The organism is Roseovarius sp. MBR-51, from assembly GCF_053628575.1.
On record NZ_JBRJGQ010000007.1, the window covers coordinates 44655 to 59687 of the forward strand.

General features: G+C 61.5%; 10 protein-coding genes. 8 read left to right on the forward strand and 2 right to left on the reverse strand.

All coding sequences use genetic code 11. The annotated features are described in order from the left end of the window. Positions 1-18: 18 nt before the first annotated feature. The gene (gene fdhF / locus ACSSVY_RS11455) at positions 19-2793 is read right to left on the reverse strand and encodes a formate dehydrogenase subunit alpha (protein ID WP_454269689.1); all 2775 of its coding nucleotides are present in this window, start codon (positions 2791-2793) and stop codon (positions 19-21) included. Positions 2794-3063: 270 nt separating this feature from the next. Here fdhF and ACSSVY_RS11460 point away from each other — a divergent pair, with 270 nt between their 5' ends. From ACSSVY_RS11460 to ACSSVY_RS11480, 5 genes are read left to right on the forward strand one after another with little or no spacing between them, the layout of a single operon-like run. Then, a complete protein-coding gene (locus tag ACSSVY_RS11460; RefSeq protein WP_454269690.1) occupies positions 3064-3714 on the forward strand; it encodes a histidine phosphatase family protein in 651 nt (216 codons plus the stop codon). 18 nt (positions 3715-3732) lie between these two features. Further along, positions 3733-4347 carry a glutathione S-transferase family protein gene (locus tag ACSSVY_RS11465; protein ID WP_454269691.1) on the forward strand — a complete coding sequence of 205 codons (615 nt, stop codon included), beginning with the start codon at positions 3733-3735 and terminating at the stop codon, positions 4345-4347. A gap of 9 nt (positions 4348-4356) precedes the next feature. Continuing rightward, positions 4357-5412, forward strand: a complete 1056-nt coding sequence (locus tag ACSSVY_RS11470) for a saccharopine dehydrogenase (RefSeq protein WP_454269692.1) — start codon at positions 4357-4359, stop codon at positions 5410-5412. Further along, positions 5413-5661 carry a SemiSWEET family sugar transporter gene (locus ACSSVY_RS11475; RefSeq protein ID WP_296636715.1) on the forward strand — a complete coding sequence of 83 codons (249 nt, stop codon included), beginning with the start codon at positions 5413-5415 and terminating at the stop codon, positions 5659-5661. A gap of 14 nt (positions 5662-5675) precedes the next feature. Continuing rightward, positions 5676-6818 (forward strand): saccharopine dehydrogenase family protein, encoded by a 1143-nt coding sequence (locus ACSSVY_RS11480; protein ID WP_454269693.1) that lies wholly within the window; start codon positions 5676-5678, stop codon positions 6816-6818. Positions 6819-6913: 95 nt separating this feature from the next. Here ACSSVY_RS11480 and ACSSVY_RS11485 read toward each other — a convergent pair whose 3' ends face one another. Continuing rightward, positions 6914-9253, reverse strand: coding sequence for an ATP-dependent helicase (locus tag ACSSVY_RS11485; RefSeq protein WP_454269694.1), 2340 nt, complete (start codon positions 9251-9253; stop codon positions 6914-6916). A gap of 109 nt (positions 9254-9362) precedes the next feature. Here ACSSVY_RS11485 and ACSSVY_RS11490 point away from each other — a divergent pair, with 109 nt between their 5' ends. The 3 genes from ACSSVY_RS11490 to ACSSVY_RS11500 all read left to right on the forward strand — a co-directional run bounded on the left by ACSSVY_RS11490 (position 9363) and on the right by ACSSVY_RS11500 (position 15018). Continuing rightward, positions 9363-10502, forward strand: a complete 1140-nt coding sequence (locus ACSSVY_RS11490) for an alpha-hydroxy acid oxidase (protein WP_454269695.1) — start codon at positions 9363-9365, stop codon at positions 10500-10502. Between the two features lie 152 nt (positions 10503-10654). Next, positions 10655-14095 (forward strand): pyruvate carboxylase, encoded by a 3441-nt coding sequence (gene pyc / locus ACSSVY_RS11495; protein ID WP_454269696.1) that lies wholly within the window; start codon positions 10655-10657, stop codon positions 14093-14095. Positions 14096-14181: 86 nt separating this feature from the next. After that, positions 14182-15018: a phosphodiesterase gene (locus ACSSVY_RS11500; RefSeq protein WP_454269697.1), complete on the forward strand. Its 837-nt coding sequence runs from the start codon at positions 14182-14184 to the stop codon at positions 15016-15018. The last annotated feature ends 15 nt before the right edge of the window (positions 15019-15033 follow it).

A 15033-nucleotide genomic window follows, 5' to 3' on the forward strand; every position in this document is an offset into this window, starting at 1 on the left:
CACGAGGCGCAGATGCCTTTATTCGGCAGCAATATTGGCCGCTTCAACCTTGACGGCCGAGAATTTGAACTCAGGGATCTTGCCATAGGGGTCGACCGCTGGATTTGTCAGGATATTCGCCGCCGCTTCAACAAATGCGAAGGGCAAGAACACCATATCCGGCGCCACCGCGCGGTCAGCCCGCGCCATGATACGGATCGAACCGCGCTTGGTGGTCAACTGCACCAGCCCTCCCGGCTCTACGCCCAGCTTGCGAAGTGTCGCGGGGTGAATCGAGCAGTTCGCCTCTGGCTCGACCGCATCGAGCACGCTGGCACGGCGGGTCATGGACCCGGTGTGCCAATGCTCGAGTTGCCGCCCTGTCGTCAGAATCATCGGATAGTCAGCGTCTGGCACATCGTCAGGCGGGATGATCGCCGCCGGAGTGAATTTCGCCCGTCCCTCGGGGCGCGGGAAACCATCACCGAACACAACCGCCTCACCCGGTTGATCGGGGCCTTTGCAGGGATAGGTCACAGCCCCTTCACGCTCCAACCGCTCCCATGTTATATTATCAAGTGAACGCATGTTCACTTTCATCTCGGCAAAGACATCGGCCGGGCTGTCGTAAGACCAATCAAGCCCGATGCGGTTCGCCAACTCAACCGTGATGGCCCAGTCCTCGCGCGCCTCGCCCGGAGGGGGCACCGCGGAACGGCCCATTTGTACCTGACGGTTGGTATTGGTCACAGTGCCGGATTTCTCGTAGAACGCGCTCGCGGGCAGGATCACATCGGCATAGTTCGCCGTTTCGGTGATGAAAATATCCTGCACCACCAGATGCTCGAGCTTGGCCAGAGCATCGCGGGCGTGCTCCACATCAGGATCGGACATCGCCGGGTTTTCACCCAAGATATACATGCCCTTGATCTTGTCCTCATGGACCGCATCCATGATCTCGGTCACGGTCAGGCCCTTTTGGTTCGAGAAGTCGCCCGATTGCCAGACTTCGGTAAAGGCGCGGCGCACGCCATCATCGGTCACGGTCTGATAGTCGGGCAGGAACATCGGCACGAGGCCCGCATCAGACGCACCTTGCACGTTGTTCTGGCCGCGCAGCGGGTGCAACCCTGTACCGGGACGGCCCACATGGCCGCACATCAGCGCCAGAGAGATCAGGCAGCGCGAATTGTCGGTGCCGTGGATATGCTGGCTAACGCCCATCCCCCAAAAGATCATGCCTGCCTTGGCCCCGGCAAAATCGCGGGCTACGGCGCGCAACGTCTCGGCGGGAACGCCGCAGATGCCTTCCATCTTCTCGGGCGGGAATTGCGCCAGATGCTTCTTCTCCGCCTCCCAGTTCTCAGTAAACGCAGCGATGTATTGCTGGTCGTAAAGCCCTTCCTCAACGATCACATGGCAGATCGCGTTCAACATTGCCACATCCGCACCCGGGCGGAATTGCAGCATATGGGTGGCAAAGCGCTTCATGCCTTGGCCGCGTGGGTCCATGACGATGAGCTTTCCACCGCGCTTGGTGAATTGCTTGAAATAGGTCGCGGCGACAGGGTGGTTCTCCAGCGGATTCGCCCCGATAATGATCGCTACATCGGCATTTTCGATCTGGTTGAACGTCGCCGTCACGGCACCCGAGCCGACATTTTCGATCAGAGCCGCCACGGAGGAGGCATGGCAGAGCCGCGTGCAGTGATCCACGTTGTTGTGACCAAAGCCCTGACGGATGAATTTTTGAAAGAGATAGGCTTCTTCATTGGTGCATTTTGCGCTACCGAAACCTGCCACGCTGGTGCCGCCATGGGTGTCTTTGAGACCCTTGAGCGCCCCGCCGACCAGATCGAGCGCCTCGTCCCATGACGCCTCGCGGAACACTTCCTGCCAGTTTCCAGGATCGACGTTCAAGCCCTTGGCGGGCGCATCATCGCGACGGATCAGCGGTTTGGTCAGGCGGTGCGGATGGTGGATATAATCAAACCCAAAACGCCCCTTGACGCACAGACGTCCTTCATTGGCCGGACCATTTATTCCTTCGACAAACTTCACTTTACCGTTCTTGACCTTGAGAGACACCTGACATCCCACGCCGCAGAACGGACAGATGCTTTTGACCTCGTCGTCAAAATCCGCACTGTCACCCTGTTGGGCGTCATCCAGCACGGTGGCAGGCATCAGGGCGCCGGTCGGGCAGGCCTGCACGCATTCACCGCAGGCCACGCAAGTACTCGCGCCCATCGGATCGGCCAAGTCAAACACCGGGTAGGCATCATGCCCGCGCCCTGCCATGCCAATCACGTCATTGACCTGAACTTCTCGGCAGGCGCGCACGCAGAGACCACAGGAAATGCAAGCATCCAGATTCACCCGCATCGCGATGTGACTGTCGTCTAGCAGGGGAATGCGGTTGCGCTCGACTTTGGGAAAGCGGCTTTCGGATACGCCATTGGCCGCAGCCATGTCCCACAGATGACTGGAGCGATCATGTGACACCTCGCGTTCCGGCTGGTCTGCGAGCAGCATCTCGACCACCATTTTGCGCGCGGTTTCCGCACGGGAGGAATTTGTCGTGACCACCATGCCTGCTTTGGCCTCGCGGATACAGGAGGCGACCAGCGTCCGTTCACCCTCGACCTCGACCATACACGCGCGACAATTGCCATCGGGCCGATAGCCTGGTGCCGGCTTGTGACAGAGATGAGGGATGACCAGCCCGCGTCCGTTCGCGACTTCCCATATCGTCTGCCCCGCCTCTGCTTCGACTTCGTGGCCGTCCAGTACGAATGTGATCTTGTCGGTCATCAGCGCGCCTCCCTAGCTTTGGGCCTTTTTAAAGCATGCTGTGGCATCCAAGTGGCTGTCAATCCCGACACCTCACCCCATTTTTGCGCCACATTCGTCGAAGGGCTCCGGAATTGGCGATTCATTCTGGTCTAAATTCATTCTGGTCCAGACGTCACCTTACTTTGCAGACGGCTCGCAAATGGACGCTGTTCCAGAATATTTTACGCCCCACCTTTAACCCTCCGGCAACCGGCGCTAACGTCGCGCGGAAATCGGGAGGCGTTTAACTTGGCAGAGCTAATTCTGGTGCGGCATGGGCAGGCGAACAGCCATGCCACGGATGAGGCGGGCTATGATCGGCTTTCTCCACTCGGCGTGCAGCAGGCCGAATGGTTGGGAGCGCATATGGCTAGGACAAATCCGCATTTCGACCATGTGATCACCGGGACTCTCAATCGTCAGGTCGGCACCGCCCGCGCCATGGGCTATCATATTACCGAGCAAGACCCGAGGTTGGATGAACTGAGCTATTTTGCTCTGGCTCGCGCCATTGAGGCACAGCATGGAATTCCTGCGCCAAACGATGCAACGGAGTTTGCGCGCTACCTGCCGCAAGTGATTGAGCACTGGGCGCGGGGGGATCTTGTGGATGTTCCTGAAACATTTGAGAATTTCACCTCGCGGATAACCACTCTGATCGACGACATATGTCATCACAACGGGCGCATCCTGATCGTCACCTCGGGCGGCGTGATCGGTATGGTTATGCGGCACGCGCTCGGGCTAGATATTCCCGGCATGTCCAAGGTCATGCTTCAGGTCATGAACAGTTCGCTGCACCGGCTTGAACATGTGCATGACATGCTGATGCTAGGCACCTTTAACGCCACACCACATCTCGACACACCTGACCGGGCGCATGCCCGCACCTTTATCTGACAGCAGGAGGAATGCGCCATGAAACTCTATTATGCCAAAGGCACCATCTCGATTGCGGCGGCGATCGCGCTGCACGAGGCGGGGCTCGACTTCGATCCGGTGCGCCTCGATTTTCGCGCGGGAGAGCAATCCGGGGTCGCCTATCTCGCTATCAATCCGAAAGGGCGGGTGCCGACGCTTGTTACTGATCAGGGCATCCTGACCGAAACCGGCGCATTGCTTGATTACATTGCCGACATCGCCCCTCAGGCCGGATTGCGCCCCACCGATCCCTATCAAGCCGCCAAGATGCGTGAGGCCATGTATTATATCGCCTCCACCATGCATGTGAACCACGCCCACAAGATGCGCGGCCACCGTTGGGCCGACCAACAGAGCTCTTTTGACGATATGAAGACCAAATCGGTCCAGACCATGACCGACAGCGCGACTTATGTGGAACATAACCTCATCACAGGCCCCTTCGTTATAGGCGACACCCTAACGCTCGCTGACCCATATCTCTATGTTGCCTGCAACTGGCTCGAGGGCGATGGGGTAAAGGTGGCCGAGTTCCCAAAGATTGCCGCGTTCATGCAGGCAATGCGCGCCCGGCCCACGGTGGCAAGGGTGATTGCCGATGATATGATCTGAGGACTTGTCATGACACATCTCTGGGTGCGAGCCGAACAAAGACCGAATGAAGAACGCGTGGGACTGACGCCCGAAGGGGCGGCGCAACTGATCACCAAGGGCATTCGTGTCACTGTAGAAGAGAGCCACAACCGCGCCATTCCAATTGACGGCTATCGCGCGGTGGGCTGCGAAATTGCGACTGAGAACTCTTGGCCATCTGCGCCCACTGATGCAATCATCTTTGGGCTCAAGGAACTGCCCGAGGATGGCACGCCGCTGCCGCATCGCCACATAATGTTTGGCCACGCCTTCAAGGGACAGCATGCCGGGCGGCGCCTCTTGCAGCGGTTCAAGGCCGGGGGCGGCACGCTCTATGATCTGGAATATCTCGTCGATGAAACGGGCCGCCGCGTCGCCGCCTTTGGCTATTGGGCGGGCTATGCGGGCGCGGCCGTGTCGCTCATGGCATGGACGGCACAACAGGGCGGCGCGATCTGCCCGCCCGTCGATACCTATCCGGGGCGCGACGCGCTGCTGGCCGATCTTGGCGCGCGGCTGGATGCCACGGGTGCGTCCCGCCCGCGCGCCATCGTCATTGGTGCCTTGGGGCGCGTGGGCACCGGTGCTGCGGATCTCTGCGAAGCGATGGGTGTCATCGTCACCCGCTGGGACATGGCCGAGACCGCATCGGGTGGGCCTTTCCCGGAAATCCTCGCGCATGACATCTTCCTCAACTGCATCTTCGCGCGCCCCGGCACGCCCGTTTTCGTGCCGAAATCCGCGCTTGATCAGCCCAGCCAACTGAGCGTGATCGGCGATGTGGCCTGTGACCCCGACAGCGATTACAACCCGGTGCCGGTCTATGACGCGGCAACCTCCTGGGCGGCCCCCGTGCTGCGTGTGCGCGGCACCCCGCCCCTCGACGTGATGGCCATCGACAACCTGCCCTCGCTCTTGCCGGTCGAATCCTCGCAGGATTACGCCGGGCAATTGCTGGCCTCGTTGCTGACGCTCGACGCCTTGGATCAAGGGGTCTGGGCCCGCGCGGCAGAGACCTTTCACACCCATATGAAAGAGATCTGAATGGCGCCCTATGTCGGATATCTGGCCGCCTTTCTGGGCACGATCTGCTGGATTCCGCAGGCGGTCAAGGCCTGGGCCACGCGCGACACCTCGGGGCTCTCGCTCCCGTCGAACCTGCTCTTTCTGACCACCGTGTCCCTGTGGCTGGTCTATGGGCTGATGATCGGCGACTGGCCTCTCATTCTGGCCAATATCTGCGCCGTTCTGGCGATGCTGAGCATCGTCGCGGCGAAACTCCGTTACAAGTAAAAGGAGAGACGGACATGACAATCCACTGGGGCGGCACCGGCCTATCGGCCATTCCCGGTCTGCGGCGACTGATCGAAGCCGGGCATGAGGTGACGGTCTGGAACCGCTCGACCGACAAGGCGTGGGCGGCGGTGGGCGATCTCACGGACAAGATCCACGCCTTTGACAAGGACGCCTTGGCCAAAGCCCTCAAACCCGGTGACGTGGTGGTCTCGATGCTGCCCGGTGATTGGCACGTGCCGCTGGCAGAGCTTTGCCTCGAGACGGGCGCGCATTTCGTGTCCTCCTCCTATATCGCCCCCGAGATGCGCACCCTTGATCAGGCGGCGCGCGAAAAAGGGCTGCGCTTTGTCAACGAAATCGGGCTTGATCCCGGTATCGACCACCTGATGGCGCATCATCTGGTGGCCGAATATCGCGCCTCCCAAGCCTTTGACGCCGGAAACGACCTGTCGTTCACCTCTTATTGCGGCGGCGTGCCGAAAATACCCAACCCCTTCCGCTACAAGTTCAGCTGGTCGCCCTTGGGCGTGCTCAAGGCGCTGCGCTCGCCCTCGCGCTCGATCCGGGATTTCTCGGAGCTCAAGGTCGCGCGGCCATGGGACGCGATTTCCAGCTATGGTGCCCCTTTGCCCAACCTCGAGACCTTCGAGGTTTACCCCAACCGCGATTCCCTGCCCTTCATCGCCGATTACCGGTTCGATCCCGACTGGCGGATCAAGGATTTCGTACGCGGCACGCTGCGCCTGAATGGCTGGTCAGAGGCATGGAAGGACGTTTTTGCCGAGATCGAGACGCTCAGCGGTGCCGCGGGCGATGCCCGGCTCAAGGAGATGTCCGATCAGTTCTGGCAAGAGAACGCCTATGATGAGGGCGAGCCGGACCGCGTGGTGCTCTGCGTTGATCTCAAGGCAGAAAAGGCCGGTAAACCAGTCTGGCATAAAACCTATGTGATGGACGCTTGGGGCGATGCGCGTGGCACGGCGATGGCGCGGCTGGTCTCGATTCCAGTCTCACTTGCCGTTGATTCGGTGCTGGCGCGGGAAATACCCGCGGGCGTAAGCGCGGCACCGCATGATCCCAAGCTGGTTACGCGCTACCTGGACGAGGTCAACCGGCTGGCACAGCATCTGGCGGTCGTGGATCACGTCAGCTGAGCGTTTCGGCGCAAGGGAAGACTTGAGTATTTGCGCCAAGAAAAAGCAAAGTCGTTTTTCATGGCAAAAATAATCAAATCCGCCGCTGCATCCGCTCAGAACGGTGCGTCATCAGCGCCGTTGATGAAGCGCGCAACGACCTTCTTGGTGCCCGCCTTGTCAAAGGCGATTTCGAGCTTGTCACCCTCTACGGCGATGACCGCCCCGTAGCCGAATTTCTGATGAAAGACGCGCTCGCCCACCGTATGCGAGCTGAGCGCCTCGGCGTCGATGATGCTGTGACGCGTCTCGCGGGGCTGGGTCATGGGGCGTTCGCCGCCGCGCGCCTGAAGCCGCCGCCAACCGGGGCTGTTGTAGACATTGGCCTCGGCGGCACGGCTCTCGATGCCTGAACTGGCCGCAGCCCCGTAGCCTCCGCCATAGAGACCCGGAGGGGTGAGCACATCGACATGCGCCTCGGGCAATTCATCAATGAAGCGCGAGGGCATTTGCGATTGCCATTGGCCATAGACGCGGCGATTGCCCGCGAACGAAATGGTGCAGACCTCTTCGGCGCGGGTGATGCCGACATAGGCCAGCCGCCGCTCTTCCTCGAGCCCGCGGACGCCGCTTTCGTCCATCGAGCGTTGCGATGGGAAAAGACCATCCTCCCATCCCGGCAGGAACACGGCCGGAAACTCCAGCCCCTTGGCGGCGTGCAGCGTCATCAGCGTGACCTTTTCGCCCTCTTCGCCCGCCTCATTGTCCATGATGAGGCTCACATGTTCCAGAAACCCTTGCAGGTTCTCGAACCCTTCCAACGCCTTGACCAGCTCCTTGAGGTTTTCCAGCCGCCCCGGTGCTTCGGGTGTCTTGTCGTTCTGCCACATCCCGGTATAGCCGCTCTCGTCAAGGATCATCTCGGCCAGTTCGACATGGCTGATATCTGCATCCCCGACCATCCGGCCCCAGCGGGCAAGGCCGTCGATCAGATCGCGCAACTCGCTCGCCGCTTTGCCGGTGATCCCCTTGTCGTCGAGCAATAGGCGCGCGCCCTCGACCAGCGGCACGCCATTCTGCCGCGCCGTGATCTGGATTTTCTGCTGCGCCTTGTCGCCAAGGCCGCGCTTGGGGGTGTTGACGATCCGCTCAAAGGCCAGATCGTCCGCAGGCGAGACCACGAGGCGGAAATAGGCCATGGCATCGCGAATCTCTAGCCGCTCGTAAAACCGCGGCCCGCCGATCACACGATACGGCAGTCCGATGGTCAGGAACCGATCCTCAAACGCGCGCATCTGGTGGCTGGCGCGCACAAGGATTGCCATCGCGTCGAGCGAATAGGGCCGCATGCCGCGCGTGCCGCGTTGCATCGCGTCGATTTCCTCGCCGATCCAGCGTGCCTCTTCCTCGCCGTCCCAATGGCCGATGAGGCGGACCTTTTCACCCTCCTCGACGGCGGTCCAAAGCTCCTTGCCCAGCCGGTCGCGATTGCCCGCGATCACGCCCGAAGCTGCCGCAAGGATATGCGGGGTAGAGCGGTAATTCTGCTCGAGCCGGATCACCGTCGCACCGGGAAAATCCTTTTCGAACCGCAGGATATTGCCCACTTCGGCGCCGCGCCAGCCATAGATCGACTGATCGTCATCGCCCACGCAGCAGATGTTCTTGTGCCCCCCCGCCAAGAGGCGCAGCCAGAGGTATTGCGCCACGTTGGTATCCTGATACTCGTCCACGAGGATATAGCGGAACCAGCGTTGGTATTGCCTGAGCACATCGTCGTGCTTTTGAAAGATCGTGACCACATGCAGCAACAAATCGCCAAAATCGACCGCGTTCAACTCGCGCAGGCGGGTCTGATACTGCCGGTAGAGCGCCGGACCCTTGCCATCATAGGCGCTCCCTTCTGAGGCGGGCAGATTGTCGGGCGTCCAGGCGCGGTTCTTCCATTGGTCGATGATCCCAGCCAGCATGCGCGCGGGCCAGCGTTTGTCGTCAATGCCCGACACCTGCACCAGTTGCTTGAGCAGCCGCAGTTGGTCATCCATGTCGAGAATGGTGAAGTTCGATTTCAGATCCACCAGTTCAGCGTGACGGCGCAGGAGCTTGACGCAGATCGAATGAAAGGTGCCCAACCAGGGCATCCCCTCGGCGGGCTGGCCCAAGAGGCGGCCCACACGCTCTTTCATCTCGCGCGCGGCCTTGTTGGTAAAGGTCACGGCAAGGATATCGCCCGGCCCCGCGCGCCCGGTGTTCATCAGATGCACGATGCGCGTGGTCAACGCCTTGGTCTTGCCCGTCCCCGCCCCTGCGAGCATGAGCACCGGACCATCCAGCGTTTCCGCCGCGCGACGCTGTTCGGGGTTGAGGTCATCAAGATAGGGTGCCGGACGCGCCGCCATGGCGCGCGCCGAGAGGCTGGCACCCTCAAAGGCATCGGATTCGTCAAATCTGTTCATGCCCGTGACAATAGCGCGGGGACGCCCGGAGATAAAGAGATGTTCGGGGATTGTTCCGCCCCTATCTGACCTCTGGACAAGCCCCTGAAAACCCGCGCAAATGCGCGCCATGAACCTGCATGCATCCTATCCCGCCCTCTCTGATCTGCGCGCCCGTGCGGCGCGTCGCATCCCGCATTTTGTCTGGGAATACCTCGACAGTGCCACCGGAACAGAGGCCACCAAGGGGCGCAACCGCCTGATGCTCGATCAGGTGCGGCTCAGCCCGTCGATCCTGCATGGCGAATTCACGCCCGACATCACCGCCCCCCTCTTGGGGCAGACCCATGCCCTGCCGGTGGGCATCGCGCCTGTGGGCATGTCCGGCCTCATCTGGCCGGATGCCGAGCGTCTTTTGGCGCGGGCCGCAACGCAGGCGGGGATACCTTATGGCCTCTCGACCGTGGCGAGCCAGACGCCCGAAGTCGTAGGCCCGCATCTGAACGGCAATGGCTGGTTCCAGATGTATCCGCCGCGCGACACGAGCATTCGGACTAACATGCTGAAACGCGCGCGCAATGCCGGGTTCTCGGTGCTGGTGCTGACAGTTGATGTGCCGGTGGGCAGCCGCCGCGAACGGCAGGTGCGCTCGGGGCTTACACAGCCGCCCAAGTTGACCCCGCGCCTGATGGCGCAGGTCGCGCGCTGTCCGGCCTGGGCGCTTGGAACTGCACGGCTTGGCATGCCGCGCATGCGGATGATTGACGATTACGCAGGCCAGACCAAAGGTTTGCCTTCGAACAAACACGCTGGATACCTGCTGCGCACCTCGCCCGATTGGGAGTATCTGCGCTGGCTGCGCGATGCCTGGGATGGGCCCTTGGTGGTCAAGGGTGTGCTGCGCGCCGACGATGCCGCCGCACTCGAGAAAGAGGGCGTGGACGCAATCTGGATCTCGAACCACGCAGGCCGCCAGTTCGACGCCGCCCCCGCCACCATCGAGGCGCTGCCGCAAGTGCGCGCCGCGACCACCTTGCCGGTGATCATGGATGGCGGCATTGAGGGCGGGCTTGATGTGCTGCGCGCCATCGCCCTTGGGGCGGATTTCGTCATGATGGGGCGCGGCTGGCACTATGCGCTTGGGGCCTTGGGCGAGAGTGGCCCCGCGCATCTGGCGGATATTCTGGCCGAGGATTTGCGCGCCAACATGGGCCAGTTGGGCACACGCACGCTCTGGGACGTGCGGTCGCGCCTGATCCCCAACGGGTAGGGCCGACCACCCGTCGGGACAGGAAATTTCCCTTGCCGGTGAATACCCAGTTTGCCGGATTGCACAAACCTTTCACAAATCTTACAAGGATGCAGCGCTGCAATGCGGCATAGACTGCCGCGCCGCCAGAACTGATAAACCGGGGGACAGGCATGGCCGACTTCAAGAAAATTCTCATTGCCAACCGGGGCGAAATCGCCATCCGCATCATGCGGGCCGCCAATGAAATGGGCAAGAAAACCGTCGCTGTCTTTGCCGAAGAGGACAAGCTCGGGCTGCACCGGTTCAAGGCGGACGAGGCGTATCGCATCGGTGAGGGCATGGGACCGGTTCAGGCCTATCTGTCCATCGAGGAAGTCATCCGCGTGGCCAAGCTCTCGGGTGCGGATGCGATCCATCCCGGCTATGGCCTCTTGTCCGAAAACCCGGCTTTTGTCGATGCCTGCGACGCGGCGGGCATCACCTTTATCGGCCCGCGTGCCGAAACCATGCGGGCCCTTGGCGACAAGGCAAGCGCGCGGCGTGTGGCGATCGAGGCGGGCGTGCCCGTGATCCCGGCCACCGAAGTGTTGGGCGATGACATCAAGGTCATCCGCAAACAGGCCAAGGAAGTTGGCTATCCCTTGATGCTCAAGGCATCCTGGGGCGGTGGCGGACGCGGCATGCGCCCCATCGAGAACGAAAGCGAGCTTGAGGACAAGGTCCGCGAAGGCCGCCGCGAGGCCGAAGCGGCCTTTGGCAATGGCGAGGGGTATCTCGAAAAGATGATCCTGCGCGCGCGCCACGTCGAGGTGCAGATCCTCGGCGACAAACATGGCAATATGTATCACCTCTTCGAGCGCGATTGCTCGGTGCAGCGCCGCAATCAAAAGGTCGTCGAGCGCGCGCCCGCCCCCTATCTCTCAGAGACGCAGCGCGAGGAAATCTGTCAGCTTGGCTATAAAATCTGCAAGCATGTGAATTACGAATGTGCCGGCACGGTCGAATTCCTGATGGATATGGACACCGGCAAGTTCTATTTCATTGAGGTCAATCCGCGCGTGCAGGTCGAGCATACCGTGACCGAGGCCGTGACCGGTATCGACATCGTGCAGGCCCAGATCAAGATCGCCGAAGGCAAGAGCCTGATGGAGGCCACCGGCAAGGCCAGCCAGTATGACATCACTCTGCATGGCCATGCACTCCAGACCCGGATCACGACCGAAGACCCGCTCAACAACTTCATCCCCGATTATGGCCGGATCACCGCCTATCGCTCGGCCACCGGCATGGGCATCCGTCTTGATGGCGGCACCGCCTATGCGGGGGGCGTCATCACGCGCTATTACGACAGCCTCTTGACCAAGGTCACGGCCTGGGCACCCACGCCGGAGCAGGCGATTGCCCGGATGGACCGGGCCCTGCGCGAGTTCCGTATTCGCGGCGTGAGCACCAACATCGCCTTTGTCGAGAACCTGCTCAAGCATCCGACCTTCCTCAACAATACCTACACGACCAAATTCATCGACACGACGCCAGAACTGTTCAAATTCGCCAAGCGGCGGGATCGCGGCACGCGCGTTCTGAGCTATATCGCCGATATCACGGTCAACGGGCATCCCGAGGTCGAGGGGCGCACCCGCCCAGCCGCCGATCTCAAGCTGCCGCGCGCCCCGCGCCCCGCCAACCCTGAGATCAAGGATGGGCCAAAGCAGATCCTTGACCGCGAGGGCGCACAGGCCGTGGCCGACTGGATGGCGGCGCAAAAGCACCTCTTGATCACCGACACCACCATGCGCGACAGCCATCAGTCGCTCTTGGCCACGCGCATGCGCTCAATCGACATGATCAGCATCGCGCCCAATTACGCCCATGATCTACCGGGCCTCTTCTCGGTCGAATGCTGGGGTGGAGCGACCTTTGACGTAGCCTACCGGTTCCTTGACGAATGTCCGTGGCAGCGGTTGCGCGACATTCGCGCAAGGATGCCCAACCTGCTCACGCAGATGCTGCTGCGCGGCTCGAACGGGGTGGGCTATACCAACTATCCCGACAATGTGGTCGCGGCCTTTGTCAAACAGGCCGCCGAGAGCGGCGTCGATATCTTCCGCGTGTTCGATCCGCTGAACTGGGCCGAAAACATGCGTGTGTCCATGGATGCCGTGCTGGACTCGGGCAAGGTGCTGGAGGCCGCGATCTGCTACACCGGAGACATGCTGGACCCGGCGCGGTCCAAATATGACCTCAAATATTACCTCTCGATGGCCAAAGAGCTGAAGGCCGCTGGCACGCATATCCTCTGTATCAAAGATATGGGTGGCTTGATGAAACCGGCCACGGCGAGCGTGCTCTTCAAGGCGCTCAAGGAAGAGGTGGGGCTACCGCTGCACTTCCATACCCATGACACGGCGGGCCTTGCCGGGGCCACGATCCTTGCGGCGTCCGAGGCCGGTGTGGATGCAGTGGATTGCGCGATGGACTCGCTCTCGGGCAATACCTCTCAGGCGACGATTGGCACGATCATTGAGGCGCTGCGCCACACGCCGCGCGACACGGGCCTCGATATTACCGCCATCCGACACATCTCGAACTATTGGGAATCGGTGCGCAACCATTACGCCGCTTTCGAGAGCGGGATGCAGTCGCCCACTTCCGAGGTCTATCTGCACGAGATGCCCGGCGGGCAATTCACCAACCTCAAGGCGCAGGCACGCTCGATGGGGATGGAGGACCGCTGGCACGACATCGCGCGTACCTATGCCGATGTGAACCAGATGTTCGGCGATGTCATCAAGGTGACACCGATCGCCAAGACGGTGGGCGATCTGGCGTTGATGATGGTGAGCCAAGGCCTGACTTGTGAGGACGTGCTCGACCCCGCGACCGAGGTTAGCTTTCCCGACTCGGTGATCACACTGATGAAGGGCTATGTGGGACAGGCGCCAGGCGGCTTCCCCCCCGCCATCGTCAAGAAGGTGCTCAAGGGCGAAAAGCCCATCACCGTGCGCCCCGGCACGCTGTTGCCGCCCGAGGATCTGGACGAGCAGCTTGCAGAACTGACCGAGCGCTTTGGCAAGAAGATCGACAACGAAGACCTGATGGGTAGCCTCATGTATCCCAAGGTCTTTGCCGATTACATGGAACGTCATGCGCAATTCGGGCCCGTGCGCACCCTGCCCACCCGCACTTTCTTTTACGGGATGGAGACGGGCGAGGAAATCACCGCCGAAATCGACCCCGGCAAGACGCTGGAAATCCGGCTGGTCGCGGTGAGCGAGACGCAAGAGGATGGCGAGGCGCGGGTATTCTTTGAACTCAACGGCCAGCCGCGCACCGTGCGCGTGCCCGACCGCCGGATCAAGGACAAGGTCGCAGCCCGGCCCAAGGCGGAACTGGGCAACGCCAACCACATCGGCGCGCCGATGCCCGGTGCCGTGGCCACGGTCGCGGTCAAGGCAGGACAAAAGATCAAGGCAGGCGATCTTTTGTTGACCATCGAGGCCATGAAGATGGAAACCGGCCTGCACGCCGAGCGTGACGCGACCGTCAAAGCTGTGCATGTCCAGCCCGGCAGCCAGATCGACGCCAAGGATCTGCTGGTGGAGATGGAGTAACGTTTCCCGTGACCCTCGGGCTTGACCCGAGGGTGACAGCCACGCGCGCCCACCGAAAGCGCTTTTGCAATCCCGTCAATTCGGCCATGCTGCGCGCCATATGCCCCCTGACAGGCCGCGACATGAAGAAAATACTCGTATTCACTGACATTCACATCGTTGTGCAAGGCCAGTCCATCATCGGCCTTGATCCCTTCGCGCGCTTTACCCAAGGGCTTGTGCACGCGCTGACGCGACACCCTGATGCTGCCCGCATCGTGCTCTGTGGCGACTTGACCCATCACGCCGCGCCAGAGGAATACGCCCGACTGCGCGGGGCACTGGCGGATTGCCCCCTGCCCGTCAGCCTGATGCTAGGCAATCACGACCGCCGCGCGCCTTTTCTGGAGGCGTTTCCCGAAGCGGCCTGCATGGATGCAGGCCATATCCAGCATTACGCCGACATCGGGGCGCACCGCCTGATCTGTCTCGATACGCTGGACGAGGCGGCGCCGGATCAGCACTCGGGCTGGCTCTGCCCCGCGCGGCTTGACTGGCTGGAGCAATGCTTGACCGAGGCAGGCGCGCGGCCGGTGATTGTCTTTACCCATCACCCGCCCATCGACACGGGCTTTGCCGGAATGGATGCCATCGGGCTTCGCAACCGGGCGGACGTGATCGCGCGCCTCAAGGCGGCGGGCAATGTCGTGCAGATCGTGTCGGGCCATGTTCACCGCACGGTTCAAGGATCGGCGGGGGGCATTCCCACAGCCATCCTCAAAAGCCCCTGTCACCAGATGCCCATGGCGCTCGACGCCAAGGACACAAGCCTCTCGATTGATGAGCCGGGGGCTTATGGCCTCTTGCTGCTGAGCGAGACAGGGGTGATTGTCCATACCGAGGATTTCACCCTGCCCCCGACCCGTTCGGCCACCTATTCCTGACCAGAAAGCACAGCG

Coding starts and splice junctions, on each gene's coding strand:
- ACSSVY_RS11470 (WP_454269692.1), top strand. CDS start 4,357: ATGACACATCTCTGGGTGCGAGCCGAACAAAGACCGAATGAAGAACGC.
- pyc (WP_454269696.1), top strand. CDS start 10,655: ATGGCCGACTTCAAGAAAATTCTCATTGCCAACCGGGGCGAAATCGCC.
- ACSSVY_RS11475 (WP_296636715.1), top strand. CDS start 5,413: ATGGCGCCCTATGTCGGATATCTGGCCGCCTTTCTGGGCACGATCTGC.
- ACSSVY_RS11465 (WP_454269691.1), top strand. CDS start 3,733: ATGAAACTCTATTATGCCAAAGGCACCATCTCGATTGCGGCGGCGATC.
- fdhF (WP_454269689.1), bottom strand. CDS start 2,793: ATGACCGACAAGATCACATTCGTACTGGACGGCCACGAAGTCGAAGCA.
- ACSSVY_RS11480 (WP_454269693.1), top strand. CDS start 5,676: ATGACAATCCACTGGGGCGGCACCGGCCTATCGGCCATTCCCGGTCTG.
- ACSSVY_RS11485 (WP_454269694.1), bottom strand. CDS start 9,253: ATGAACAGATTTGACGAATCCGATGCCTTTGAGGGTGCCAGCCTCTCG.
- ACSSVY_RS11490 (WP_454269695.1), top strand. CDS start 9,363: ATGAACCTGCATGCATCCTATCCCGCCCTCTCTGATCTGCGCGCCCGT.
- ACSSVY_RS11500 (WP_454269697.1), top strand. CDS start 14,182: ATGCTGCGCGCCATATGCCCCCTGACAGGCCGCGACATGAAGAAAATA.